The sequence below is a fragment of the Paraburkholderia sp. BL17N1 genome (genome assembly GCF_003634175.1).
GTDB lineage: Bacteria > Pseudomonadota > Gammaproteobacteria > Burkholderiales > Burkholderiaceae > Paraburkholderia.
The window spans coordinates 2,633,546-2,657,496 of the sequence record NZ_RBIW01000001.1; the positions used below are offsets into that span (position 1 = coordinate 2,633,546).

A 23,951-nucleotide genomic window follows, 5' to 3' on the forward strand; every position below is an offset into this window, starting at 1 on the left:
GGCGGACAACGCGGGTTCACCATGAGCGGCGCGGCGTGGTGTCGGATTGGTGAGGAGTCGCGCTTCCGACATTGCGCCGTAGTCGCCGGCCTCTCGCACAGACAAAGAAAAAGGCGCCGAAGCGCCTTTTTCACCAGACCTGCGGTCAGTCGGCCCTCACGCCTTCGCGCGCTTGCCTTCCACATCCGGCAGGAACACCGTCAGCACGCCGATCAGCGGCAGGAACGAGCAGACCTTGTAGACGTACGTGATGCTGGTGGCATCGGCCAGTTGCCCGAGCACCGCCGCGCCGATCCCGCCCATGCCGAACGCGAAGCCGAAGAAGAGGCCCGCGACCATGCCCACCTTGCCGGGGATCAACTCCTGCGCATACACGAGGATCGCCGAGAACGCCGAGGCGAGCACCACGCCGATGATCACCGTCAGCACGCCGGTCCAGAACAGATTGGCATACGGCAACAGCAGCGTGAACGGCGCCACGCCGAGGATCGACACCCAGATCACGTACTTGCGGCCGATCTTGTCGCCGATCGGACCGCCGATCACCGTGCCCGCCGCGACAGCCGCGAGGAACACGAACAGATGGACCTGCGCGGCCTGCACCGGCAGATGGAACTTGTCGATCAGATAGAACGTGAAGTAGCTGTTGATGCTCGCGAGATAAAAGTACTTCGAGAACACCAGCAGGATCAGCACGCCCATCGCGAACATGACCTTGTTGCGCGAGAGCGTGGCGTGACCGGCGACGCTGCGCGCCTTCTTCACCGACGGATGCGCCTTGTACCAGCGGCCGATCTGCGTCAGCACGACGATCGCAACGAGCGCCGCCACCGAAAACCACGCGATGCTGCGTTGGCCGTGCGGAATCACGATCAATGCGGCGAGCAGCGGCCCGAGCGACGAACCCGCGTTGCCGCCCACCTGAAACAGCGACTGTGCGAGCCCATGACGGCCGCCGGACGCCATGCGCGCGACCCGCGACGATTCCGGATGGAACACCGACGAACCGCAGCCGACCAGCGCGGCCGCCACCAGCAGCACGCCGAAGCTGGGCGCGACCGACATCAGCAGCAGACCCGCGAGCGTGAAGCCCATGCCGACGGGCAGCGAATACGGCTTCGGATGCTTGTCCGTGTAACTGCCGACGAGCGGTTGCAGCAGCGACGCGGTGATCTGATAGGTCAGCGTGATCAGGCCGATCTGGCCGAACGACAGCGAGAAGTTGTCCTTCAGCATCGGGTAGATCGCCAGAATCAACGACTGGATCATGTCGTTGAGCAGGTGCGAGAAGCTGATCGCGCCGAGCACGGAGTAGACCGTGCGCTGCACCTTGGCGGCGGGTTGCGCGGCGCTGCCCGCGCCGGTTCCTGTTGCCGTGCCAGCTCCGGCTGGCGCGCCGGCGAGGGCGCTTTTATCGAGGCTCGTTTCCATACGCTAGATGAGTGAGAACAATGAGAGATCTGAAGCCAGCAAGGCGCTGTTTGAGCAAGCCTTCCAACGCTGCGGCATTTCGACGCGGCGTTTTGCATCGGCAACTATTCGTCGAAGTTTAATGTGGCCTGACCGAATTGTAAGGACAAGTTTTGTCGCGAATCGGACACGCGCTGCTGGTGAGGGCCAGAGACTGTGCGCCGAAACCGGGAACCGTGCGCACCTCGACGGTGCCGGGCACGCGTGTGCTGCCACGATCGCGCGCGGCTGGCAAGGCGGCCGATATATGCCGACCGGCGATTTTTGGCCATGTATAAAACGGTCGCGGGCGCGCGGCTCACAAAGCGGCGCGTCGAGGACCGGGCGACACTTGCGGCGAAAGCCGGCCGGCATTTCGCGAGCGACGTTAAAGATCGCGGGCGTTCTTGCCGTAGACCCGGAGAGATAAGAAGCAATGCCGGAACCGACCTTTCCGGCAGTTCTAAACGTGGGGACGGGGAATATGAAAGCAGTTTCGCTGGGCAGCCAGACGGGTGCGGGATTCGTTGCGCAGGGAGAAGCGGCGGGCCAGCCGCCGCGTGGCCAGAGCAGCCGCTCGCGGGCGGTAAGGCTCAAGGGTTTGTCGGTGAAGGCGATGTTGCGCCTCGCGTTTGCCGTGCTGCTGATCGGTACGCTGTTGATCGGCGTGTTCTCGCTGACCCAGATCAGCCGTCTGAATGCGTCCGCTCAATCCATCTACGATCAGGGACACGTCGCCAGCCGCGCCGCGGAAGAAGCGCGCGGCTACATGCTACGTGCGAGCCGCGCGCAAAAAATGCTGCTCACCGCGACCACCGCGAAAGAGCGCGATGAACTCGGCACCGACATCGAAGCGGGCCTGAGCGGTCTCGCCGCGCAACTCGGCACGCTGCAACAGTACGTCGACACGTCCGACGCGAAGGCCGTCGATCAGCAGAAGAAATTCGCCGCTGCCGTGACGGTGTGGAGTGCGCATCTGCGCGACTTCGTGACGCTCGTGAAAGCGCAGCCGCTCGATCTCTCGCAGATGAACTGGCAGGTCGGCACGCAGGACGTGTCGATGCTGGTCGAGACCGGCAAGCTGGAAAAAATGGTCGACGAGCTCGTCGCGCAGCGCGGCACCGCGGCCAAGGCGACCATCGAGGCGTCGGGCTTTATTTACCACTCGTCGTTCGTGATGATCGCGGTGGCGACGCTTGGGCTGATCGTGCTCGCGTTCGGCATCAGCGAGTGGGTGGTCCGGCGCCTCGCCGGCCAGCTCGGCGGCGAGCCGGCGTATGCGAAGGAAATCGCCAGCCGGATCGCGGCCGGTGATCTGTCGGCCGAGATCGCGCTCGGTCGCAAGGACAAGTCGAGCATGCTGTACGCGCTGCACGACATGCAAAGCGGGCTCGCGACCACAGTCGCCGATATCGCGTCGAGCGCGGATGCGATTGCGACGGCATCCGGTGAGATTTCGATGGGTAATCTCGACCTGTCACAGCGCACCGAGCAGCAGGCGATGGCGCTCGAGCGCACCGCTAGCAGTATGGAGCAGTTGACGTCGACGGTTCGCCAGAACGCCGATAACGCGAAGCAGGCGAGCACGCTGGCCAACAACGCGTCGGAGATCGCGGAGAAGGGCGGCGCGGTGGTGAGCCGCGTGGTCGCGACGATGAACGATATCAACGATAGCGCGCGCAGTATCGGCGACATCATCGGGGTGATCGAAGGGATTGCGTTTCAGACCAATATTCTGGCGCTGAACGCGGCGGTCGAGGCTGCGCGGGCGGGTGAGGAAGGGCGGGGATTTTCTGTTGTCGCTGCCGAGGTGCGGAATCTGGCTCAGCGGAGCGCTGCGGCTGCCAAGGAGATCAAAGGCTTGATCAGTACTTCTGTGGAGCGCGTGAGCAATGGCTCGACCCTGGCTCAGGACGCCGGACAAACCATGGATGAAGTGGTCAAGGCGGTGAAGCGCGTGACCGACATCATGGGCGAGATTTCGGCGGCTTCTTCCGAGCAAAGCGCGGGGATCGAAGAGATCAACCTTGCCGTGACGCAGATGGATTCCGGGACGCAGCAGAATGCGGCGTTGGTGGAGCAGGCGACGGCGGCGGCCAGGTCGTTGGACGATCAGGCGCGAGGTCTGAAGGCGATGGTTGGGAAATTCAGGTTGTGAGTTTGGGGGGGGTGCCCTGGCGGGTGGGGTTGTTTTGGAATGCTTAGGGTGTTGGCCTTTCCTTGTTTTGCTGGTGGTCTATTAGCGTTGCCCCTGTGCGGGGCGGCACCTACTTCTCTTTGCCGCCGCAAAGAGAAGTAGGCAAGAGAAAGCGGCTCACACCGCCAGTTCTTAAGCGGGTCTCTCGCGCAGTCGCGGTAGTGGCGCATCTGGAATCCGTGTTCTCGCACATTCCGCGTAAGTGACAAGGGACTCATTCTTCCCGCCTCGCGCTGCGCGCTAGTCGGAGCGGTCTGCCTGAAAACAGTGGGTGCGCATGCGCGCGGTGGGGCTATCAGCTTCGCCCTGGTTTGGGCGGGTGAAAGAAGACGGGCTGCCAAATTTACTGCATGGATTTAGCCAGCCGTTCAGCATCTTAAATTTTGGATTGCAAACTATTGAAAATCCGAAAATAGCCAGTGCGATTGCGTGCGGAACGACCGCGACGGCGCGCGCAGCGCCGCCGGAAGAATGAGCGCCTTGTCACTGACGCGGAGTGTGCGAGAACACGGATTCCAGATGCGCCACTACCGCGACTGCGCGAGAGACCCGCTTAAGAATTAGCGGTGTGAGCCGCTTTCTCTTGCCTACTTCTCTTTGCGGCGGCAAAGAGAAGTAGGTGCCGCCCCGCACAGGGGCAACGCTAATAGACCGCCAGCAAAACAAGGAAAGGCCAACCACTTAGAAATCCGAACAACTCACCCAGCCTTCCGAATTCCGGGTGTAACAACAACAGTGCAAGTAATCCCGGCAGCCAACACAACATCTTCGGGAACCGAATCAATTTTTACTCGCACAGGCACGCGCTGCGCCAGGCGCACCCAGTTGAAAGTCGGATTCACATCGGCGAGCAATTCGCGGCTTTCCGGATTGTCGCGGTCATAGATGCCACGAGAAATACTTTCCACGTGCCCTTGCAAGGTGCCACCGCTCATCAACCGAACTTCAGCCTTATCCCCGACCCGAACATGAGGAAGCTTGGTCTCCTCAAAGTACCCATACACCCAGAACGAGTGACTATCGACAATCGCCAGCTTGGCCGAACCCGCCGTCGCATAATCGCCGCGAAACACGCTGAGGTTGGTGACGTAACCATCCACCGGCGACACCACCCGCGTCCGCAAAAGATTCAACTTGGCCGCATCGAGAGCCGCCAAAGCCTGCTGATAGGAAGCCTCCGCAGCCGAAGCCGTATGAGTCGCATTCTCCCGGCTCTCCTTGGACACAACCAAAGCATCCATATCCGCGCGCCGCTGCGCATCATCGCGCTTCATCTGCAACTCGGCCTTTCGCGCCGCCACCGCAGCCTGCGCCTGCTCAACCGCAATCTCATAGTGCGACGGATCGATCTGCATCAACAGATCGCCCTTCTTCACCAGTTGATTGTCCTTCACAGGCAGATCCACAACCGCGCCGGAAACATCCGGCGCGACATTCACGATCTCGGCGCGCACGCGCCCATCGCGTGTCCAGGGTTCGTCCATGTAATGAACCCACAGCACGCGTCCAATCAAAATCGCGACGATAAAAATGACGGCTGTCGCGACGAAGCCCACAAGATTTCGGATGGTCATGTTTCGACTCTGATCAACGATAAACGGCGAGACCCAGCACGCCGCACACACACACGAGCAAGCTGGCCCGGAACAAGGACGGATGCCACACCACGCGATACAAACCCGTATAGGCGATCACGCGGTCCAACATCCAGGTGAGCGCGGCGCCTGCGATAAACAGCAGCACGATGGCCGGCACGTAGGCGTCGAAAACGGCGATATCACGTGGCATGAAGAACTCCTTCTGACGCGTCGACACGTTCGCTCATCAGCGGTTCAAGCGGCGATTGCGGATCGAGCAGCGCGGTACGAATGAAATGCAGTTGACTCAAAATGCGTTGCAGCCGATGCCGCTCTTCACGCGGCGGCGTGAAAGTGGCCAGCATCTGCTGGACGGCAGCGATCGCATCGGAGGTCGCTGCCAGCGCGCGGTCGAAGCGGTCTTCACGCGGCCGCTCGAAGAGCGCGGCCAGTGCATCGCACATCGAACGCAACGCGACACGCCACGGCATCGACCGGGCATAGCGCGCGTCGGCGGGTAGCGCCGTCACTTCGCGGCGCAGGTCGATCATCGCGTTGCCCACTTCGAGCACCGAGAAGAGCCAGCGCAAGGTGTCGCGTTTGAGCTCGGGCTCGTTCTGAGCGAGCGCATTGATCTGAAACATCAGATCGCGCGCGCCGCTCTCGAAGCGCGACCTCACGCGGCGCAGGCCCGCGCGGCTCGCCAGCACGACCTGGCGGCGCAGATCCACCAGCAGGCGGTTGCGCAGCCACGGCGTCGAAGGCGGCAGCAGCACGGCGAACGCGATCGACGACACCAGCATGGACAGCACCAGCGCCATCGCATCGTTCATGAACGCGCTCGGGTCGTAGTGAATCACGTTGTCCGGGCCGGCAAGAAAGCAGAAGAAGATGCAGTAGCCGACGCCATAGCCGGCCAGCGCGGGACGCGTCGTCATGAACACGCCGAGCAGCAGGAACGGCGTGAGCGCGGCGCACAGCAGCGGAAAGCCGTCGATGTGCGGAAACACACCGTACACCGCGATCATGCCCATCACCGTGGCGACCAGTGTGCCGCCGGCCATCTGGAAGGCGGTGCGCTTCGGATTCGGCGATGACGACGCCAGCGCGCAAATCGCCGCGGCATTCAGCGTCAAGGTCGAACCGCTCGGCCACGCGGTCGCGATCCAGAACGCGCCGAGCGCCATCATCACGATGGCGGCGCGCACGCCCGCGACGCCCGCCGCGATCGCATTCGTCTTCGGTTCGTAACGTTCGATCCAGCGCTCGCGCTCATGCGTATCGACGGCAAGCGACGCGTAGGTGGCCGCGTACGCATGCAGATCGTCGATGAAGCGGTACAGCAGTTCGGCGCCGGTGTCGAAGTCGAGCAGCGGCGCCTCGGGATGCACTTCCAGTTCCGCGCGCGTCGCGCGCACGCGCTTGGGCAACTCGGCTTTGTAGGCCTCGAGTTGCGCGGCGGCATGCGCGGCATCGGCGGCGCTCAGCACGGGTTCGCCGGACTTCGCGAGCAGCGGGGCGATTTCCTTGAAGTACGGTTCGAGCGCGTCGATCGCGGTGGCCGCGCCGCTGGTGTTCGTGTTGCGCAAGCGGTTCATCAACTGATGCAGCGCGTGAAAGCGCGTCGACGCGGTCATGAACTCGCTGTTCAGGCGCGCAAGACGGCCGCCACGCATGCGCGAAGCGGGGCCTTCGAACACGGCCACGCTGCGCGCCGCTTCGAAACCGACGATGTCGGCGACAAAGCGCGCATTGGTCGCTTCGATCTGCGCGCGGTCGTTGCGGCCGGCAAGTGACGCCGACACATACTCGACGAACGCCGAGAACCGCGCACGCACGGTGCCGCGGATCTGCAAGCCGGCGTACTGCGGAAACACGAGGCCGCTCACCGCGCCCGCGCAGACGATGCCGACCACCACTTCCGCCACCCGCGTGAGGGCGCTCAGAAACGCGCCGTCCGGATGTTGCGAGGCGGGTATGCCGATCAGCGCGGCGGTATAGCCGGCCAGCACGAAACCGTACGAGCGGAAGTTGCGGTTGCGCGCGGCGCCGGCGGTGCAGATGCCGACCCAGATGGCGGTCGTGACGATGAACAGTTCGGGCTGCTGCGCGAACAGGCCGATCAAGGCGAGCATCACGACGAGACCGACGAGGGTGCCGCAGATCCGGTAGAAGCTTTTGGCGAACACCATGCCGCTTTGCGGCTGCATCACGATGAATACGGTGGTCATCGCGGTGCGCGGCTGCGGCAGGTCAAGTTTCATTGCGACGCCGAGCGCGAGGAAGCAGGCGGCGAGCGCTTTGAAGAGGTAGATCCACGTAAGGCCGTCGTTGCGGGCCCAGTCGGCGGCGGCCGCGTAGAACGCGGCGAACTTCGCTGTAAACGCCGACCGCGACGCGGAAGCAGGGGAGGCGGACATGATCAGCTTCCTGACTTAGACGGCCGGGCAGCGGCATTAGTGCTCGCCGACGCGTTCGCCGGCAAAACGCCAACAGCCGAACTCGCCACTTTCCCCTTCCCATGCGCCGGCAGCGTCTCATTCGCCTGGGGACCGTTAGCCGGGTCGTCAAGTCCCCCGCCCAACGCCGTCACCAGCGACGCATGCGCGCCCAGCCGCTCGGCCTGAATCTTCGCCACGCCTTCCTGCGCGCGCAGCAACTGGTTCTGCGCGATGAGCACGTTCAGATAATCGGTCAGGCCGCGCCGATATCCTTCGCGCGACAAATCGTAATTCTTGCGGGCCGCCGCGACCGAACGGTCGGCATCCTCGGCCTGCGTGGCGAGCGAACGGATGCGGATCACCTGGTCGGAAATGTCCTTGAGCGCGCCGACAATCGACTGGTTATAGCTCTCGACGGCCTCGTCATAGCCCGCCGACGCCGCGCCGAGTTGCGAACGCAGCCGTCCGCCATCGAGGATCGGCAGCGACAGCGCCGGCCCCGCGCTCCAGCTATGCGACGGACTCTTCAGGAACTGGAACAGCGGCCCCATCGCCGCATAACCGCCGATCGACGCCAGCAGGTTGATGTCCGGGTAGAAGTCCGCCTTGGCGACATCGATGCCGCGCGCTTGCGCCGCGACCGTCCAGCGCGCCGCGACCACGTCCGGCCGATGGCCGATCAGGTCCGCGGGCAACGCGCTCGGCAAGCCGGCAGGCCCCATCTCGAGCGACAGGCTCGGGCGCTGGATCGAATCGCCCGCGCCCGGACCCTTGCCGGCCAGCGCGGCCAGCTGGTTGCGGCCGAGCGCGATCTTTTCTTCGATTTCGTCGATCTGGCGTTCGTATTCCGGCAGCGGCGTTTCGGCCTGGCTCACTTCGAGCTGCGTGCCGATGCCGCCTTTCAGACGCCGGTTGGCCAGATCCGCGATTTGCTGCTGTTGCTGCAAGGTAGCCTTGGCGATGTCGAGCAGCGCGTAGTTCAGCGACATCTCGATGTACGTGCGCACCACGTTGCCTTCCAGTTCGAGCTGGGCAGCGCGGGCATCCGCCGAACTCGCGTGCGCGGCGTCCAAAGCGCGCTCGGCGGCGTTCTTGTCCTTGCCCCAGATGTCGAGGTGATACGACAGGCCGAGCGTGCCGGTGTTGTTCCACGATTGCTCGCCGGCCAGCGGGCCCGGGCCGTAGTAAAGATTGTCGGCCCACTTCTGGCGCTGGATCGACAGGCTGCCGTTGACTTGCGGCGACAGCGCCGCGCGGGCCACGCCGGCCATCGACATGGCTTCGCGCACGCGCGCCTGGGCGGCGGCGAGGCTGGGGTTGCCCGTTTGCGCGTCTTCGATCCATTGGTTCAGCTGTGGATCGTTATAGGCGCGCCACCAGTCGACCGCGGGCCATTGGGCGTCCGCATTGGCCGCGCGGATCGCGTTGCCCGCGTCGAGCGAAGCGGGTTCGATTCCGCTGGCCTGCGGCGCGACGCCTCCGGTACTTGCACAGCCGGCGATTGTTAATAGGATCGTAAGAACCGCGGCTGCGGCGATCCCTTTCTGTACCGGAGACTGCACGATTTCCTCCAAAATTGACTATAGAAGCATGTGCGTCATTATATTTTTTGATTGATTGGGGAATAACCGGTAAAGATGCAAGGCATTTTTACGAGATATGAGACAATCGCCTTTGCGAATCGTGTAACAATCGCCTCAGATTACTAGGGAAAGTTATGGATACGCTTCAAAACATGCGCGTATTTGTCCGTGTCGTCGAAGCGGGCAGCTTCACGGGCGCCGCGCAGCATCTGAATACGACCACGGCCTACGCGTCGCGCGCGGTGTCCGATCTCGAAGCACATCTGCGCACGCGCCTGTTGAACCGCACCACGCGCCGCATCGCGCTGACCGAGGCCGGCGAACGCTACCTGCAGCGCTGCGAGCAGATCCTCGCGTACGTGGACCAGGCGGAAGCCGAGGCGAGCGACGCCCACGCCCGCCCGTCCGGCAAGCTGAAGGTCCACGCCATGACGAGCTTCGGCCAGCACTATGTGGTGCCGGCCGTCGGCCGCTATCAGGACCGTTACCCGGACGTGCAAATCGAATTGACGCTGGCGCAGCGCATGCCCGATCTGCTCGACGAAGGCTTCGACGTATCGCTCACGCTCGCCACCGGTCTGCCGGATTCGGGGCTGGTGTCGCAAAGGCTCGGTAGCGCGTTCAGCATTGCTTGCGCGTCGCCTGCCTATCTGGAGCGGCACGGCGTGCCGCAAACGCCGGCGGACCTCTCGCGCCACGCGTGTCTGCAAATGGTCACGCCGGTGTTCCCGACCGACAAGTGGACTTTCGACGGCCCGAACGGTGAGGAAACCATCGCTCTTGGCGCGACGACGTTTCAGGTGAACGTGGCCGAAGCCATGGCGGTGGCCGTATCGAGCGGCATGGGCGTCGGGCTGATTCCGATCTACTCGGCGATCAGTGGTTTGCGAAAGGGCGAACTCGTTTGGCTGCTGCCGGAATACACGTCGCAGGAAATGAATCTGTACGCGTTGTACCCGTCGCGGCAGTATCTGGACGCCAAGATTCGCACGTGGGTCGAATTCCTGCGCGACGAATTGCCCGCCACGCTGGCCGCGGACCAGGAGGAGTTGCGCGAGTTCGCGCGGACCTGAAGCCTCGCCGTGCGCGGGTTCCGAGGATTGTCGACGTCCGCTGGGAGTTGGCGCGAGCGCCTGTTACATAACTGCCGCGTCGCAACATTTCCTTACTTCTGCCGCGCGGTTGATTTGCTAACGTGTCGTTCATGCGCTGCCGTCTTACACCGCGCGCACCGGACGCGCTGAGTTCGCCGTGGTTCGGCAAATCGCTACAAATCGCAACGACAGAAGGACGAGGGATTCATGGATACGCATCTGATGATCGGCGTGGCCGTCATGTTTGGCTTGATCGGGATTGCCGCGTCGCGCGATTTGCTGCGCCGGCTGCGCGAACAGCAGCCGCAACTGGTGCCGGTCAAGGTCGAACGCCCGGATTTGCAGGGGCAGCGGCGCGATCGTTGAGATTCGACGTGGCGCCTCGCTAGCGGGCAGCCTGTTTTCTGTCCTTGGGGTGACGGAGTTGATCCGAGCTCACGTCCCTCGCTTACGTTGAGCTTTGCGCGCGGCGATTGGGCGCTTAAGCTTTGGGCCGCCGTGGTTCACCCGCCTTCCGCGCCCCTATCAGGCGCTCAAATTCAGTTTACTGCTGCGATCAGACCCGGCTCGTCGTTCAGCGTGCGGTCCACTTCGTGGCTCACTCTATGCCAACAAAAGCGCGCGGCGGCGATGCCGGTGGTGCGCGTCAGCTGCTCAAGTTCATCGAGCGGCAATTCAGGGTCCAGCCAGCGGCGCGCCGCGTCCGGCGCGAATGCCAGCGGACGGCGGTCGTGCACGTCGACGAGACCCGCGTCGGCGACCGCCGTCACGATCACCATCCCCATGCCTTCCGTTTGCGGTTCAGTGCCGCGCACGCTCGAGAGCGCCGCGAGATACATGGGCGCGTCACTCTTCAAATGCACGAAGTAGGGCTGGCGGTCTGACGGCTCGTCTGGTCTGTCTTTACGATTCCCGATGATGGGCACGGCCGCGGTTTCCATGCGCCACTCGAACCAGCCGTCTGCCGGCACCAATACGCGTCCGGTTTTCCACAACTCCTTGAAGTAGCGCCCGTTCGGCGCGGCGTCGGCTCGCGCATTGATCGTTTGCGGCAGATGCTGTTCGCGCGCCCAGTCAGGGCAATAACCCCAGTGGATCGCGTGCACCGTTTGATCCGGGTAGATGGCGAGCGGGTGGGTGCCGGGCGCGAGGTTGTAGCCGGGACGGCGGTCGGCGGCATCGAAGAGCATGAGCGGGTCGGCGAGGCCGAGGTGCTCGGTGTAGAAACGCGGCTCGCGATACTGGCTGATTCGACCACACATGAGCGACCTCCGGGGACGACCGGCCTGGGTTTCGATAACCGCGGCCGGATAACCGCGATTCGACAACCTACGACAGCGTAGTGCGTGCTGTGCGGGCGCGCTATTCAGATCGGCCCCAAGGCGGCAACTATGCCGAGGGACTCGAGTCGGCCCAGTGGCTCTAAGCGGATCCAAGCCATGCCGATTCAAGCCAAGCGGATTTAAGCGAAGCCGACCCGAGCGACGCCGCCCCGGCCAAGCCGAACCCAGCCCAGCCGAACCCAGCCCAGCCCAGCCGTCCCGAGCGATCAGCGGCGCCAAGTCGTGCGCGCCCCAAGCCACCTCAAGCGACCGCTAAATCTCGACGACCTTATCCCACGCAAAAAGCGGATTCTCCAACTGGCCAGTACGCCGGTCGCGATAGCCGCGCGGATTGCAGACCACGCGCGTGCCGTTCACGCTGTAGTCGAACGGCGTATGAGTATGCCCATGAATCCACAGCGCGACGGGCGGCCCCACGAGGTCCGGCAAGTGATTGACGAAGCCCGCCGACACGTGGTCTTCCGCATAGCGCTCGGCCAGACTCAGCCGATGCGGCGCGTGATGCGTGACAACAATCGTCTTGCCGCCGAACGGTTTGGCCAGCTCGCTTTCGAGCCAGGCGCGCGCTTGCCGGTGCAACGCGAGCGAGTCGCCGGGCGTGAAGTCGCGCGTGGCGTCGTGGGTGTCGTGCGGCCAGTTCATCTGAATCAGTCCGCGGAAGTCGAGCATCACCTTTCGCGACGCCTCGATCGATTCGGCGAGCATGTCCGGATCGCTTCCGTACAACGCGAAGTCGGTCCACAAGGTCGTGCCGAGCACGCGCCACCGGCCTTGCGGGTCGATCAGCGCGGTGTTGTTCAAGACGTGCACGTTATCGACCTGCGCTGCCGCGTCGTACAGCGCGGCGTCAAGCGCGCCGAACTCGCCGTCGTAGTACTCGTGATTGCCGGGCACGTAGACCACCGGCACGGCGCCGTCGAAAGTTTGCGCGGCCCAGCGCGGTCCGGCCGCGTGATTGTGGATGTCGCCGGCGAGCACGATCAGATCCGCCTGCGCATGCGGAATCAGCTCGGGCTCGTCGTTCTCCAGATGCAGATCGGACAGCACTCGAATCTTCACGACCACGACTCCTACAATGGCCTCCGCAAGGGACGCGGAGCTTCAAACGCTAGCGTAGCACCTTGCCAGGATTCATCAGATTCAGCGGATCGAGCGCGTGTTTGACGGTTCGCATCAACTGCACCTCGACGTCCTGCTTGTAGTGCATCGCCTCGTCGATCTTCAACTGGCCGAGCCCGTGTTCCGCGCTGATGCTGCCGCGATGCCGGTGCACGCTGTCGTAGACAATCCGGTTGATCGGGCTCTGGTATTGCCTGAGGAACGCTTTCGCGTCACCGCCCTCGGGCGCCTGCACGTTGTAGTGCAGATTGCCGTCGCCGAGATGGCCGAACGTCACCATGCGCGCGCCGGGCACGGCCTGCGCGATCGCCGCGTCGGTTTCCTCGATGAAGCGGCCGATACTCGAGATCGGCACCGCGATGTCGTGCTTGATGTTCAGGCCTTCCTCGGCCTGGGCGAGCGGAATGTGTTCACGCAGATTCCAGAACGCCCGCGACTGGCTGAGATTTTCCGCGACCACCGCGTCTTGCACCAGGCCGTTTTCGAGCGCCGTCTCCATCAGACGCTCGAACAGTTGGCGCGCGTGCTCCTCGCTTTCGCTGTCCGACAGTTCGAGCAGCACGACTTGCGCGTGCGGCTCGGCGAACGGATAGCGCATCTGCTCGAAATGCCGGCCGACCAGCCGCAGGCAGAAATCGGACATCAATTCGAACCCGGTCAACAGCGGCCCGGCGGCACGCTGCGTGAGCGACAGAAAGTCGAGCGCGGCATGCGGCGACGCGAGCGCGGCGAGCGCCGTGACGCGCGCGGCCGGTTGCGGATGCAACTTGAGCACGGCGGCGGTGATGATGCCGAGCGTGCCTTCCGCGCCGATGAACAGGTCACGCAGATCGTAGCCGGTGTTGTCCTTGCGCAGTCCGCGCAGGCCATCCCACAGTTCGCCTTGCGGCGTGACCACTTCGAGCCCGACGCACAACTCGCGGGCGTTGCCGTAGCGGAGCACGCCGGTGCCGCCCGCATTGGTGGCGAGATTGCCGCCGATCGTGCAGCTGCCTTCGGCGGCGAGGCTCAAGGGGAAGAGGCGGCCGGCCTCGTCGGCGTGCTTTTGCACTTCGGCGAGAATCACGCCGGCTTCGACCGTGATCGTATTGTTGTGCGAATCGATGTCGCGCACCCGGTTCAGACGCCGCAAGCTGATGACCGCCTGCGCGCCGCTTGCGTCCGGCGTGGCGCCGCCGGCAAGGCCCGTGTTGCCGCCTTGCGGAACCAGCGCGATGCGATGCTCGACGGCGAGCTTCACGAGTGCCGCGACTTCGTCAGATGTGGCCGGGCACAGCACTGCGCACGCCGCGCCGGTGTAGCGGCGGCGCCAGTCGGTCAGATACGGGGCGGTGTCATGCGGAACGGTCAGCACCTGCGCGGCGCCGATGGCGTCGCGGCAGGCGGCGAGGAAAGCGGTTTGGGTCATGTCGGTCGGTCAGCGTATTCGGACGGAAATGTCGGGCGAGGCGGAGCGTTTCTTGTCAGCCGGACGGATTGGCGTGATCGGCCGGCTCGCTTCCGGCGTGATTAGCTGGCTGAATTGCGGGTTGAATTGCAGCCTGCTTTGCTGCTCGTTTCGCCGCGCGTTTGTACGGCGCGACGTAGGCCAGCGAGCAGACGAAGAAGACCACGGAGAGCGCGGCTTCCAGCCAGCCGAGCCCTGCGCTCGGCCCGCGGTCGCTCCAGCCACGCACAATGCCTTCGGCAAAATACAGCAGGATCAGCATCGACGCCCATTGCAGCGTATAAAGCCGATGCCGCCAGACGCCAGGCAACGCGAGCAGCAACGGCACCGCCTTGAGCACCAGCGCCGAACCGCCGGGGCGCAGCGGCGCGAGCCACCATTCCCACACGACGGACACGACGATCAGCGCGACCAGGGTCGTGGTGGCGCCGAGCGCGGCGGCGCGATTTCGCGGCACGGGCGGAGCGCTCGGAGGCGCGGGCGCCCGCGTTGCGGTGTCGGCGTTCGACGCGCCGGCCGGTTGCGCGTGCGGCTCGTTCACGGCCTTTCACTCATGGATGCCGCCGTGCGCGCGACGCGCGCGCCGAGCGCGATGGCGAGCGTCTTCTCGTCCGCCGAGATACCGTGTTCGGCGCTGCCCGCGCGCGCGAAATGCGACGCGCCGTACGGCGTGCCGCCGGTTTGCGTGGTGCTCAATGCGCTCTCCGTATACGGAATGCCGACGATCAGCATGCCGTGATGCAGAAGCGGCAGCATCATGGAGAGCAGGGTGGACTCCTGGCCACCGTGCAAACTGCCGGTGGACGTGAACACGCAAGCGGGTTTGCCGGCAAGCGCGCCGGACAGCCACTGCGGCGTGGTGCCGTCGAGAAAATATTTCAGCGACGCGGCCATGTTGCCGAAGCGGGTAGGCGAACCGAGTGCGAGACCGGCGCAATCTTCGAGGTCGCGCAGTTCGACGTAGGGCGGCCCCTCGGCGGGAATATCGGGCTGGGTCGCTTCGCAGACGGTGGACACCGCCGGCACGGTACGCACGCGCGCCTGCATGCCGGGAACGCTGTCGACGCCGTGCGCGATCGCCAGCGCGAGCTCGCGCGTGGCGCCGTGACGGCTGTAATAGAGCACGAGAATGTCTTTCATAGGCCTCATCGGTGAACGGGTATTATAGGGGCTGGGTCCGCTCCACAGGCCGCCCATAGCCATTCGGCCAGGTCTCGCGCGCGGTCCTGTCATACCGGTGCATGCAGCAAGGAGGTGGGGTTTGTTGTCCAGGGTGCGTTTCGATCTCGACACGCTCAAACGGCTCGCGCAATTTGCCGCGCAGCGCAGTAGCGAAGACCGCATTCCGCAGGTGGCCGGCAGCCTCACGTTCACCACCATGCTCTCGCTCGTGCCGCTCGCGACGGTTGCGTTCGCGCTGTTCACGGCGTTTCCGATCTTTGCTTCGTTCCAGATGTCGCTGCAGATTTTTCTTGCCGACCACCTGATGCCCGCGCAGCTCAACAGTCAGATTTTTAACTATCTGAATCAGTTTGCGGCGAAGGCGAAGGGTCTCACGACCATCGGCATGATCTTTCTGTTCGTCACCGCCGTGATGACGATGATGACGGTCGAATCCGCTTTCAACGTGATCTGGCGCGTGCGCAAGGCGCGGCCGATCGCGCAGCGCATTCTGGTGTATTGGGCGATCATCACGCTCGGGCCGATTCTGATCGGCGTGAGTTTGTCGATATCGTCGTATCTGTTCACGCAGTCCATGACCTTCACGGCGGCGCAGCGCATGACGCCCGTCATCGAATGGGCGCTCGCGGGCGCGGCGCTGCCGCTCACCGCGCTCGCCTTCACGATTCTCTATGTCTACCTGCCGAATTGCCGCGTGGAATGGCGCGACGCGGTGATTGGCGGCGTGACCGCGGCGATCGCCTTCGAACTGGCGAAGCGCGGCTTCGGCTATTACGTGCGGCGCATTCCGACCTACACCGCGGTGTACGGCGCATTCGCGGCCGTGCCGCTATTCCTGGTGTGGATGTATCTGTGCTGGTTCATCACGCTTGCCGGCGCGATGATCGCGTCCGCGTTGCCGGCCATTCGCATCGGCCAGTTTCATCGGCCCACCTTCGAGGGCAGCAATCTGTTCGACTCGCTCGAACTGCTCGCGCGGCTCTCGGAAGCGCGTGAGGCAGGCAAGCGCGGCTACACCGTACCCGAACTTTCGCGAATGCTTCGACGCGATATGGACACCACCATCAACCTGCTGCAGAAACTCGAGGAGATCGAATGGATCGCGCGCCTGCAGGAGGACGGCATGCGTCCGCACTTCCTGTTGCTGGCGAATCCGGCGCAGATCACGGTTGAGCGCCTGTTCGAGCTGTTCGTGATCGACCGCGCCGAACTCGAGTATCAGCTGCAACTGGCGTCCACCCGCGTGGATGGCCAGATGCTGCTGGCGGCGCTGGAAAACGACAAGCTGAAAGTCACACTCGCCGCGTTGATGACCGCGCGCGCGGCCGCTCGTGCGGCGCCTGCCGAGCAGAGCGAACCCGGCACACCTTCCATGCCGCATCAGGCGGCCTGAGTCGCACGGAATGCGTACTGTCGGCGCTGAAAACCAGCGCATCGCTACAGCGAAATCTTGCCGACGCAGATGTCCTTGAACATCACCCAGTCGCCCATCAGGCTGTAAAGCGGATGCCGGAAGGTAGCCGGCCGGTTCTTCTCGAAGAAGAAATGCCCGACCCAGGCGAAGCCGTACCCGCAGATCACGGCGGCGGGCAGCCATAGCCAGTCGCCAGTGGCGAGCGCCATGGCGAGACAGCCGATCACGCCGAGCGATCCCACGAAATGCAGCCGCCGCGAGACCGTGTTGCGATGCTCGCTCAGATAGTACGGATAGAACTCCGCGAAACTCGCGAAGTGATCGGTGTGCGCGGTTTGAGCCATCACGGCCTCCGGATTGCGACGCTTCTCGATGCTCCGGCGTGCGCCAACATGCCAGGCACGCGCGCTCGAAACAGGACAGGCTTGATCCATTGTGCGGCTATCGGCCGACGCGCGCAACCTGGCCATTCGGCCAATGGCGCGCCGCTCTTCGCGCGGTTATCGTGATGGCTCGTGACGTTTATCGGACCTCGCGGGGCGCTCTGGAAGCGAAGCCAAAGAGGGCGTCGAGCGTGGCGTCGGGTTGCTCGGACATGAGCGCGTGACCGGCTTCGAGCGTGACTGTGTCGACCGGTACGCCGGCCTGCGCCAGGGCGCCCGCAAGTGCTTTGGCGGCGCGCGGCGGCGTCATCGCATCGCTCCGGCCGACGATCAGGCGTACGGCGCAGCGCACCTGCGCGGCGCGGGCGAGGCCGTCCGCATAGCTGTTGCAGGCGGCGAAGTCGGTGTGGAACAGGTTCGGCTCGCCGCTTGCCGAGACACGCTCCATCAAACGCTGGTTCATGCCGTGCAGCCAGAAGCCGGGGCCGGGGAAGGAGGGTTTGGCTGCGAAGGTCGAATGCGACCATTGATTGACCATGGCGATCGCTTCGGGCTCACGGTGCAAGGCGGCGTCGAGCAGCGCGTCGGAGACGGCCATCGGAATCGCCGTGGCAAGCAGGGCGAGATGCGTTGCCCGTTCCGGATAGCGGCCGGCGAAGTCGAGCGCGATCAGCGAGCCCATGCTGTGGCCGGCCACGAAGGCGCGTTGCACACCGGCGGCGTCGAGCAGCGCGGCCAGCCAGTCGGCCATGGCCGGCACGGTGGTCAGCGCCGGGCCGCCACTGCGGCAGTGACCGGGCAGATCCACGGCCAGCACGTTGAAGCCGTGATGCGCGAAGTAGCGCGTTTGCAGCGCCCACACGCTGTGATCGTGCTCGGCGCCGTGGATGAAGACGGCGGTCGGCAGGTTCGCATCGAACGCTTTGCCGCCGGTGTACGCGTAGGCGGGTTTGCCTTGAACGGTCAGGATCATGCTGACTCCGGGCGGGGTTGGGCGGCTGTGCCGGCATGCGGCGCGCTCGTCGCGCCCGCTTTCTGTGCGGCTTTCAATGCGCGCTTGAGGTCGTCGATCAGATCGTCCGGGTCTTCAAGGCCGATCGAGAGGCGGATCGTGCCTTCGGCTATGCCGGCCGCGGCGAGTGCGGCGGCGTCCATGCGAAAGTGCGTGGTCGATGCGGGATGGATCACGAGCGAGCGCGCGTCGCCCACGTTCGCGAGATGCGAGAACAGCGAGAGCGCCTCGATAAAACTGCGCCCGGCGGCGCGGTCGCCGCGCAGATTGAAGCTGAACACCGCGCCGGCGCCGCGCGGCAGCAGGCGCTTCGCAAGGGCGTGATCCGGGTGCGTCGGCAACTCCGGATAGGCGACGGATTCGACTGCCGCGTGACCGGCCAGGAATTCGACCACGCGGCGTGTATTGGCAACGTGCCGCTCCATCCGCAACGGCAGCGTTTCGATGCCTTGCAGCAGTTGCCACGCGGCCTGTGGATGCAGGCAGGCGCCGAAGTCGCGCAGGCCTTCGCGGCGTGCTCGCAGAAGGAACGGCGCGACGGTGCTTTCCTCGCTGAACACCATGCAGTGAAAGCCGTCGTAAGGCTCGGTGAATTCGGGAAAACGCCCGGAGGCTTCGAAGTCGAACGTGCCGCCGTCCACCAGCACGCCGCCGATCGTCGTGCCATGGCCGCCGAGAAATTTGGTGGCCGAGTGATAAACGAAGTCCGCGCCGTGTTCGAACGGTCTAAGCAGATAAGGCGTGGTGAAAGTCGAGTCGACCAGCAGCGGCACGCGGTGCTCATGCGCGATCTGCGCCACGGCGGCGATATCGAGCACGTCGAGGCCCGGATTGCCGAGTGTTTCGCCGAACAGCAACCGCGTGTTCGGACGCAGCGCGGTGCGCCACGCATCGAGGTCGCCGGGCTTGACGAAGGTCGTCTCGATACCGAAGCGCCGCAACGTGTAGTGCAGCAGATTGTGCGAGCCGCCGTACAGCGCGCTGGAGGCGACGATGTGCGAGCCCGCGCCCATCAGCGTGGCGATGGCCAGATGCAAGGCCGCCTGGCCGCTTGCCGTGCCGATCGCGCCCGCGCCGTTTTCCAGCGCGGCGACGCGTTCCTCGAACACGGCCACGGTCGGGTTCGAGATGCGTGAGTACACGTGACCGGCGCGCTCCATATTGAAGAGCGCCGCGGCGTGGTCCGAGTCGCGGAACGAAAACGAGGTAGTCTGGTAAATCGGCGTGGCGCGCGCGCCGGTTGTCGGGTCGGGAGCAGCGCCGGCGTGCAGCGCAAGCGTGTCGAAACGGTTGGCGGACATGCTGGACGGCGAGGCCACGGACGGCCTCGCGAATGGTGAAAGTGGCGGCCATCCTATCACCGGCATGCGGCGCTTCAAGCGCGGTTTTCCCGATGTGGGTGCGCGCGCAAGCACCGCTTCGAACCGGCGAACGCCCGCTGCGCCTTGGTGGGCGGGCCGCTTTCCTTTTATGGGTCTTTCCGCTAGGATCGAAAAACATCGATGCTTTACCAGCTTAGCGGGCACTACGGGAGACAGATCATGCGAGTCAGCGACATCCTCAAAGTCAAAGGCAATACCCTATTCACGGTCACGCCGGATACCACGCTGCACGACGCAGTCAATGCCATGGCCGAGCACGACATCGGCTCGCTGGTGGTGATGGAGTACGGCGACCTCGTCGGCATGCTCACATTCCGCGAAATCATGCTGACGCTGAGCAAGAACGGCGGCAGCGTCGGCACTTCCACGATCCGCAAGGTGATGGACGACCATCCGCTCACCTGCACGCCGGAAACGGACGTCAACGAAGTCCGCCGCATGATGCTCGAGCATCACGTGCGTTATCTGCCGGTGCTGGAAAGCCGCACGCTAATGGGCGTGATTTCGTTCTACGACGTCGCCAAGGCAGTGGTCGAAGAGCAGGGCTTCGAAAACCGCATGCTCAAGGCATATATCCGCGACTGGCCGGAAGAACAGCAGGAACAGCAGCCGGCGCGTTAATGCGCGGCGATTCACTGCGACGCGCTGGTCGTTGCTGTGAGCGCGAAAAGGCAGTCGAGGCGCGCGCGAAAGCGTGCGCTTTTTTTGTGTCCGGCGCTGGGTTCCGCCTCATGTGGAGTTTCGTGTCCAGTTCGGGGGCCGGCACGACGCCGAGGCCCGCGCGAGCGCGCGTAATGGATTTGCAGTCCGGGGTTTGCAATCCGGCACCGCGCGGCGCCCGGCGACCCGCCCACACGCAACACCGTGCATGGCACTTTCTTCCATGTCGTTCTTCCAGCCTGTGTTTGGAATTCCATGAGCGATCGTCCGTTACCTGCTGCCCGCCGCGCTGCCCGTCAACACGAGGCGCACGAATCCCAGTTCCGGCTGCTCAGTCAGCGCCGTTTCGCGCCGTTTTTCTGGACCCAGTTCCTCGGCGCGATGAACGACAACGTGTTCAAGATCGGCTTCACGTCGCTTGTCACGTATCAGGCGGCGCGCTTTTCCGGAGTCGATCCGAAAACGGCGGCGTTCCTGATCTCGGCCATTTTCATTCTGCCGTTCGTGCTGCTGTCGGCCACCTCCGGCCAGATTGCCGACAAGTACGACAAGGCGATGCTCACGCGCTCGGTCAAGAGTTTCGAAATCGTCGTGATGCTGGTTGGCGGCGCGGGTTTCTGGCTGCATAGCGCGCCGCTCCTGTACCTGTGCACGTTTCTGATGGGCGTGCACTCCACCGTGTTCGGGCCGGTCAAATACTCCTATTTGCCGCAGCATCTGTCGAAGGCGGAACTGGTCGGCGGCAACGGCATGGTCGAAATGGGCACCTTCGTGGCGATCCTGATCGGTACGATCGTCGGCGGAGTGGGCGCGGGTTTTGTCGAACATGGCGCGGTGGTGCTGGCCTGTGCGTGCGTTGCGATCGCGCTGGTCGGGCGCGTGGTGTCGAGCTTCGTGCCGACCACGCCGGCGCCGCAGGCCGATCTGCGCATCAATTGGAATCCGGTCAGCGAGACGTGGCGCAACCTCAAACTGGCGCGCGAGAACCGCACCGTGTTTCTGAGTCTGCTTGGGATTTCCTGGTTGTGGTTCGTCGGCGCGATTTTCCTGTCATCGTTTTTCAGCTTCGCGAAGAATGTGCTGTCGGCCGATCCGGACGTTGTGACCGTGCTGCTCGGCACCTTCTCGATCGGCATCGGCCTCGGCTCGCTGATGTGCGAAAAGCTCTCGAAGCGGCGCATCGAAATCGGGCTTGTGCCGCTCGGTTCGATCGGCATGAGCGTGTTCGCGATCGACCTGTTTTTCGCTAGCCACGCGCTACCGCTGCCGGGACATCTGCTGAGCGTAGGCGAGTTCGTTCTGCGGCCCGCGCACTGGCGAGTGCTGGCCGATCTGTTCCTGCTCGCCATGTTCGGCGGCTTCTACAGCGTGCCGCTGTATGCGTTGATCCAGAGCCGCAGCCAGCCGAGCCACCGTGCGCGCATCATCGCGGCGAACAATATCCTGAACTCGCTGTTCATGATCGTTTCGTCGCTGATGGCCGTCGCTCTGACTTCTGCGGGCTTCAGCATTCCGGCGATTTTTCTCGTCACCGCGCTGCTCAATATCGTGGTGGCGACCTATATCTACTCGCTGGTGCCGGAGTTTCTGCTGCGCTTCATCGCGTGGGTGCTGGTGCACACGTTCTACCGGATTCGCCTCGTCCATGCCGAGCGCATTCCGGAAGAAGGCGCGGCCGTGCTGGTCTGTAATCACGTGAGTTTCGTCGACGCGATCGTCATCATGGCCGAGAGCCCGCGGCCGATCCGTTTCGTGATGGACCACCAGATCTTCAAATCGCCGTTCGCCGGCTGGGTGTTTCGTCACGCCAAGGCAATTCCGATCGCGCCCGCGCATCAGGACCCCCAACTGCTGACGCGCGCCTACGAACGCTGCGCGCAGGCGCTCGCGGAGGGCGATCTGGTCTGCATCTTCCCGGAGGGCAAGCTGACCAGAACCGGCGACATGAATCCGTTCCGTCATGGCGTCACCGAGATCATCCGGCGCACGCCGGCGCCGGTTATTCCCATGGCGTTGCGCGGCCTGTGGGGCAGCGTGTTTTCGCGCGCGGGCGACGCGCGCTGGCCGCGGCCGATCCAGAAGGGCGTCATGAGTCGCCTGACGCTGGCGGTGGGCGAGCCGATCGAGCCGGCATTGGCAACGCCGGAGAAGTTGCAGCAGATCGTCACCGAGTTGCGCGGGGCACGGAAGTAGCGTGACCGCGGCGCTGAAGCCCGCGAACGGCGTCACGGAAAACGAAAGATGCCAGCGCGGGCGGGGCTCGGGTGAAAGGTGGTGGAATGCCGGCGCCGGCCAGGCGCAGATTGCCGGCCAAGTTGTGCGCAACATCGGCGCAGAAATTTCCGACTCGCGATGTTTTGCATTCCCGCAGCCTGAATGACTTGGGCCGGCGGCGATGCGAGCGTTCCTACATCGCGCGGCATGTGTCCTGACAAACCGGGTGATCGAGCGGGAAGCGCTCGCGCATGCACCCCTGGCCGATCGGCCAAAGCGGCCGCGCGACGCGGTCCGGACGCCACGGGGCTGGCATAATAACGCTTTCCCCGCATTTCTTTGGACGACGCCCATGTCCGGCAACACGCTCGGTACGCTTTTCACTGTCACGACCTTCGGCGAATCGCACGGCCCCGCTATCGGCTGTGTGATCGACGGCTGCCCGCCGGGCATGGCGCTCAACGAAGCCGACATCCAGTTCGAACTCGACCGCCGCAAGCCCGGCACGTCGCGCCACGTCACGCAGCGTCAGGAAGAAGACAAGGTCGAGATTCTGTCGGGCGTGTTCGAAGGCCAGACCACCGGCGCGCCGATCGCGCTCCTGATCCGCAATACGGACCAGCGCAGCAAGGACTACGGCAACATCGCCGACACGTTCCGCCCGGGCCACGCCGACTACACCTACTGGCAGAAATACGGCATCCGCGACTATCGCGGCGGCGGCCGGTCGTCGGCTCGCCTCACGGCGCCGACGGTGGCTGCGGGCGCGGTCGCCAAGAAATGGCTGCGCGAGAAATTCGGCACCGAGATTCGCGGGTATATGGCGGCGCTCGGCGAGATCGACGTGCCGTTCGTCGATTGGGCGCACGTGCGCGAGAACCCATTCTTCGCGCCTAACGCGGAGATCGTGCCGCAGCTCGAAGCCTACATGGACGCGCTGCGCAAAGACGGCGACTCGATCGGCGCGCGCATCAACGTCGTGGCGTCGGGTGTGCCGGTCGGCCTCGGCGAGCCGTTGTTCGACCGCCTCGACGCGGACATTGCGCACGCCATGATGGGCATCAACGCAGTGAAGGGTGTCGAGATCGGCGCGGGCTTTGCCAGCGTCGCGCAGCGCGGCTCGGTGCATGGCGACGAATTGACGCCGGAGGGTTTCGTCGGCAATCACGCGGGCGGTGTGCTCGGCGGTATCTCGACCGGCCAGGACGTGACAGTGTCGATCGCGATCAAGCCGACGTCGAGCATTCGCACGCCGCGCCGCTCGATCGACAAGGCGGGGCAACCGGTCGTCGTCGAAACGTTCGGACGGCATGACCCGTGCGTCGGCATCCGCGCGACGCCGATCGCTGAATCCATGCTCGCGCTGGTGCTGATCGACCATGCGCTGCGCCATCGCGCGCAATGCGGCGACGTAGCCGTGAGCACGCCGAAGATCGCGGCGAGCGCGCCTTAAC

General features: G+C 64.3%; 21 protein-coding genes. 8 read left to right on the forward strand and 13 right to left on the reverse strand.

Annotated elements, in window-relative coordinates; genetic code table 11:
• Window positions 1-156: 156 nt before the first annotated feature.
• Window positions 157-1,431, reverse strand: coding sequence for an MFS transporter (locus tag B0G82_RS11905; RefSeq protein WP_121307479.1), 1,275 nt, complete (start codon window positions 1,429-1,431; stop codon window positions 157-159).
• A 502-nt stretch (window positions 1,432-1,933) separates the two neighbouring features.
• Here B0G82_RS11905 and B0G82_RS11910 point away from each other — a divergent pair.
• Window positions 1,934-3,607, forward strand: coding sequence for a methyl-accepting chemotaxis protein (locus B0G82_RS11910; RefSeq protein ID WP_121307480.1), 1,674 nt, complete (start codon window positions 1,934-1,936; stop codon window positions 3,605-3,607).
• A 358-nt stretch (window positions 3,608-3,965) separates the two neighbouring features.
• Complete coding sequence (locus B0G82_RS40290) at window positions 3,966-4,121, forward strand: hypothetical protein (protein ID WP_206751613.1); 156 nt, start codon at window positions 3,966-3,968, stop codon at window positions 4,119-4,121.
• 223 nt (window positions 4,122-4,344) lie between these two features.
• On the opposite strand, the gene B0G82_RS11915 is transcribed toward B0G82_RS40290, so the two are convergent.
• Genes B0G82_RS11915 through B0G82_RS11930 form a run of 4 tightly spaced genes read right to left on the reverse strand, consistent with a single transcriptional unit; the run spans window position 4,345 to window position 9,226 of the window.
• Window positions 4,345-5,220, reverse strand: a complete 876-nt coding sequence (locus B0G82_RS11915) for an HlyD family secretion protein (protein ID WP_121307481.1) — start codon at window positions 5,218-5,220, stop codon at window positions 4,345-4,347.
• Window positions 5,221-5,233: 13 nt separating this feature from the next.
• Complete coding sequence (locus tag B0G82_RS11920) at window positions 5,234-5,434, reverse strand: DUF1656 domain-containing protein (protein ID WP_106286390.1); 201 nt, start codon at window positions 5,432-5,434, stop codon at window positions 5,234-5,236.
• Window positions 5,424-7,643 carry an FUSC family protein gene (locus B0G82_RS11925; RefSeq protein ID WP_121307482.1) on the reverse strand — a complete coding sequence of 740 codons (2,220 nt, stop codon included), beginning with the start codon at window positions 7,641-7,643 and terminating at the stop codon, window positions 5,424-5,426. The genes B0G82_RS11920 and B0G82_RS11925 overlap by 11 nt, the downstream gene beginning before the upstream one ends.
• 2 nt (window positions 7,644-7,645) lie before the next feature.
• Window positions 7,646-9,226: an efflux transporter outer membrane subunit gene (locus tag B0G82_RS11930; RefSeq protein WP_116148312.1), complete on the reverse strand. Its 1,581-nt coding sequence runs from the start codon at window positions 9,224-9,226 to the stop codon at window positions 7,646-7,648.
• 155 nt (window positions 9,227-9,381) lie between these two features.
• On the opposite strand from B0G82_RS11930, the gene B0G82_RS11935 reads away from it, so the two are divergent.
• Together B0G82_RS11935 and B0G82_RS40050 are read left to right on the forward strand one after the other, a co-directional pair.
• Entirely contained in the window at window positions 9,382-10,320 is a 939-nt protein-coding gene (locus tag B0G82_RS11935) for a LysR family transcriptional regulator (RefSeq protein ID WP_106286393.1), read from the forward strand.
• A 228-nt stretch (window positions 10,321-10,548) separates the two neighbouring features.
• The gene (locus tag B0G82_RS40050; protein ID WP_166679038.1) at window positions 10,549-10,707 is read left to right on the forward strand and encodes a hypothetical protein; all 159 of its coding nucleotides are present in this window, start codon (window positions 10,549-10,551) and stop codon (window positions 10,705-10,707) included.
• A 173-nt stretch (window positions 10,708-10,880) separates the two neighbouring features.
• On the opposite strand, the gene B0G82_RS11940 is transcribed toward B0G82_RS40050, so the two are convergent.
• From B0G82_RS11940 to wrbA, 5 genes are all read right to left on the reverse strand, one after another.
• A complete protein-coding gene (locus B0G82_RS11940; protein WP_121307483.1) occupies window positions 10,881-11,603 on the reverse strand; it encodes an SOS response-associated peptidase family protein in 723 nt (240 codons plus the stop codon).
• Between the two features lie 333 nt (window positions 11,604-11,936).
• Complete coding sequence (locus tag B0G82_RS11945) at window positions 11,937-12,743, reverse strand: metallophosphoesterase (RefSeq protein ID WP_121308666.1); 807 nt, start codon at window positions 12,741-12,743, stop codon at window positions 11,937-11,939.
• 49 nt (window positions 12,744-12,792) lie between these two features.
• Entirely contained in the window at window positions 12,793-14,211 is a 1,419-nt protein-coding gene (locus B0G82_RS11950) for an FAD-binding oxidoreductase (RefSeq protein ID WP_121307484.1), read from the reverse strand.
• 55 nt (window positions 14,212-14,266) lie between these two features.
• Window positions 14,267-14,791 (reverse strand): DUF2069 domain-containing protein, encoded by a 525-nt coding sequence (locus tag B0G82_RS11955; RefSeq protein ID WP_121307485.1) that lies wholly within the window; start codon window positions 14,789-14,791, stop codon window positions 14,267-14,269.
• Window positions 14,788-15,390 (reverse strand): NAD(P)H:quinone oxidoreductase, encoded by a 603-nt coding sequence (gene wrbA, locus B0G82_RS11960; protein ID WP_106309597.1) that lies wholly within the window; start codon window positions 15,388-15,390, stop codon window positions 14,788-14,790. Before wrbA ends, B0G82_RS11955 begins: the two co-directional genes overlap by 4 nt.
• A 121-nt stretch (window positions 15,391-15,511) precedes the next feature.
• Here wrbA and B0G82_RS11965 point away from each other — a divergent pair, with 121 nt between their 5' ends.
• On the forward strand, window positions 15,512-16,825 hold the full coding sequence (locus B0G82_RS11965; RefSeq protein WP_199730078.1) for a YihY family inner membrane protein: 1,314 nt from the start codon (window positions 15,512-15,514) through the stop codon (window positions 16,823-16,825).
• Between the two features lie 44 nt (window positions 16,826-16,869).
• Here the strand turns inward: B0G82_RS11965 and B0G82_RS11970 are convergent, their stop codons facing one another.
• The 3 genes from B0G82_RS11970 to B0G82_RS11980 form a co-directional block, all read right to left on the reverse strand.
• The gene (locus B0G82_RS11970) at window positions 16,870-17,190 is read right to left on the reverse strand and encodes an Mpo1-like protein (RefSeq protein WP_012433756.1); all 321 of its coding nucleotides are present in this window, start codon (window positions 17,188-17,190) and stop codon (window positions 16,870-16,872) included.
• 178 nt (window positions 17,191-17,368) lie between these two features.
• Window positions 17,369-18,202 (reverse strand): alpha/beta hydrolase, encoded by an 834-nt coding sequence (locus tag B0G82_RS11975; protein ID WP_121307486.1) that lies wholly within the window; start codon window positions 18,200-18,202, stop codon window positions 17,369-17,371.
• Window positions 18,199-19,542 (reverse strand): O-acetylhomoserine aminocarboxypropyltransferase, encoded by a 1,344-nt coding sequence (locus tag B0G82_RS11980; RefSeq protein WP_121307487.1) that lies wholly within the window; start codon window positions 19,540-19,542, stop codon window positions 18,199-18,201. Before B0G82_RS11980 ends, B0G82_RS11975 begins: the two co-directional genes overlap by 4 nt.
• 240 nt (window positions 19,543-19,782) lie before the next feature.
• Between B0G82_RS11980 and B0G82_RS11985 the strand changes: the two genes are divergently transcribed.
• The 3 genes from B0G82_RS11985 (at window position 19,783) to aroC (ending at window position 23,950) form a co-directional block, all read left to right on the forward strand.
• Window positions 19,783-20,244 carry a CBS domain-containing protein gene (locus B0G82_RS11985; RefSeq protein ID WP_012433753.1) on the forward strand — a complete coding sequence of 154 codons (462 nt, stop codon included), beginning with the start codon at window positions 19,783-19,785 and terminating at the stop codon, window positions 20,242-20,244.
• A gap of 294 nt (window positions 20,245-20,538) precedes the next feature.
• On the forward strand, window positions 20,539-22,476 hold the full coding sequence (locus B0G82_RS11990) for an MFS transporter (protein ID WP_121307488.1): 1,938 nt from the start codon (window positions 20,539-20,541) through the stop codon (window positions 22,474-22,476).
• A gap of 373 nt (window positions 22,477-22,849) precedes the next feature.
• On the forward strand, window positions 22,850-23,950 hold the full coding sequence (gene aroC / locus B0G82_RS12000; protein WP_106286403.1) for a chorismate synthase: 1,101 nt from the start codon (window positions 22,850-22,852) through the stop codon (window positions 23,948-23,950).
• The last annotated feature ends 1 nt before the right edge of the window (window position 23,951 follow it).

Excerpts from the sequence above, each read along its gene's own strand:
- B0G82_RS11920 (WP_106286390.1), bottom strand. The coding sequence starts at position 5,434 with ATGCCACGTGATATCGCCGTTTTCGACGCCTACGTGCCGGCCATCGTG.
- B0G82_RS11905 (WP_121307479.1), bottom strand. The coding sequence starts at position 1,431 with ATGGAAACGAGCCTCGATAAAAGCGCCCTCGCCGGCGCGCCAGCCGGA.
- B0G82_RS11975 (WP_121307486.1), bottom strand. The coding sequence starts at position 18,202 with ATGATCCTGACCGTTCAAGGCAAACCCGCCTACGCGTACACCGGCGGC.
- B0G82_RS11910 (WP_121307480.1), top strand. The coding sequence starts at position 1,934 with ATGAAAGCAGTTTCGCTGGGCAGCCAGACGGGTGCGGGATTCGTTGCG.
- B0G82_RS11970 (WP_012433756.1), bottom strand. The coding sequence starts at position 17,190 with ATGGCTCAAACCGCGCACACCGATCACTTCGCGAGTTTCGCGGAGTTC.
- B0G82_RS11985 (WP_012433753.1), top strand. The coding sequence starts at position 19,783 with ATGCGAGTCAGCGACATCCTCAAAGTCAAAGGCAATACCCTATTCACG.
- B0G82_RS40050 (WP_166679038.1), top strand. The coding sequence starts at position 10,549 with ATGGATACGCATCTGATGATCGGCGTGGCCGTCATGTTTGGCTTGATC.
- B0G82_RS11980 (WP_121307487.1), bottom strand. The coding sequence starts at position 19,542 with ATGTCCGCCAACCGTTTCGACACGCTTGCGCTGCACGCCGGCGCTGCT.
- B0G82_RS11915 (WP_121307481.1), bottom strand. The coding sequence starts at position 5,220 with ATGACCATCCGAAATCTTGTGGGCTTCGTCGCGACAGCCGTCATTTTT.
- B0G82_RS11925 (WP_121307482.1), bottom strand. The coding sequence starts at position 7,643 with ATGTCCGCCTCCCCTGCTTCCGCGTCGCGGTCGGCGTTTACAGCGAAG.
- aroC (WP_106286403.1), top strand. The coding sequence starts at position 22,850 with ATGTCCGGCAACACGCTCGGTACGCTTTTCACTGTCACGACCTTCGGC.
- B0G82_RS11940 (WP_121307483.1), bottom strand. The coding sequence starts at position 11,603 with ATGTGTGGTCGAATCAGCCAGTATCGCGAGCCGCGTTTCTACACCGAG.
- wrbA (WP_106309597.1), bottom strand. The coding sequence starts at position 15,390 with ATGAAAGACATTCTCGTGCTCTATTACAGCCGTCACGGCGCCACGCGC.
- B0G82_RS11950 (WP_121307484.1), bottom strand. The coding sequence starts at position 14,211 with ATGACCCAAACCGCTTTCCTCGCCGCCTGCCGCGACGCCATCGGCGCC.
- B0G82_RS11990 (WP_121307488.1), top strand. The coding sequence starts at position 20,539 with ATGAGCGATCGTCCGTTACCTGCTGCCCGCCGCGCTGCCCGTCAACAC.
- B0G82_RS11935 (WP_106286393.1), top strand. The coding sequence starts at position 9,382 with ATGGATACGCTTCAAAACATGCGCGTATTTGTCCGTGTCGTCGAAGCG.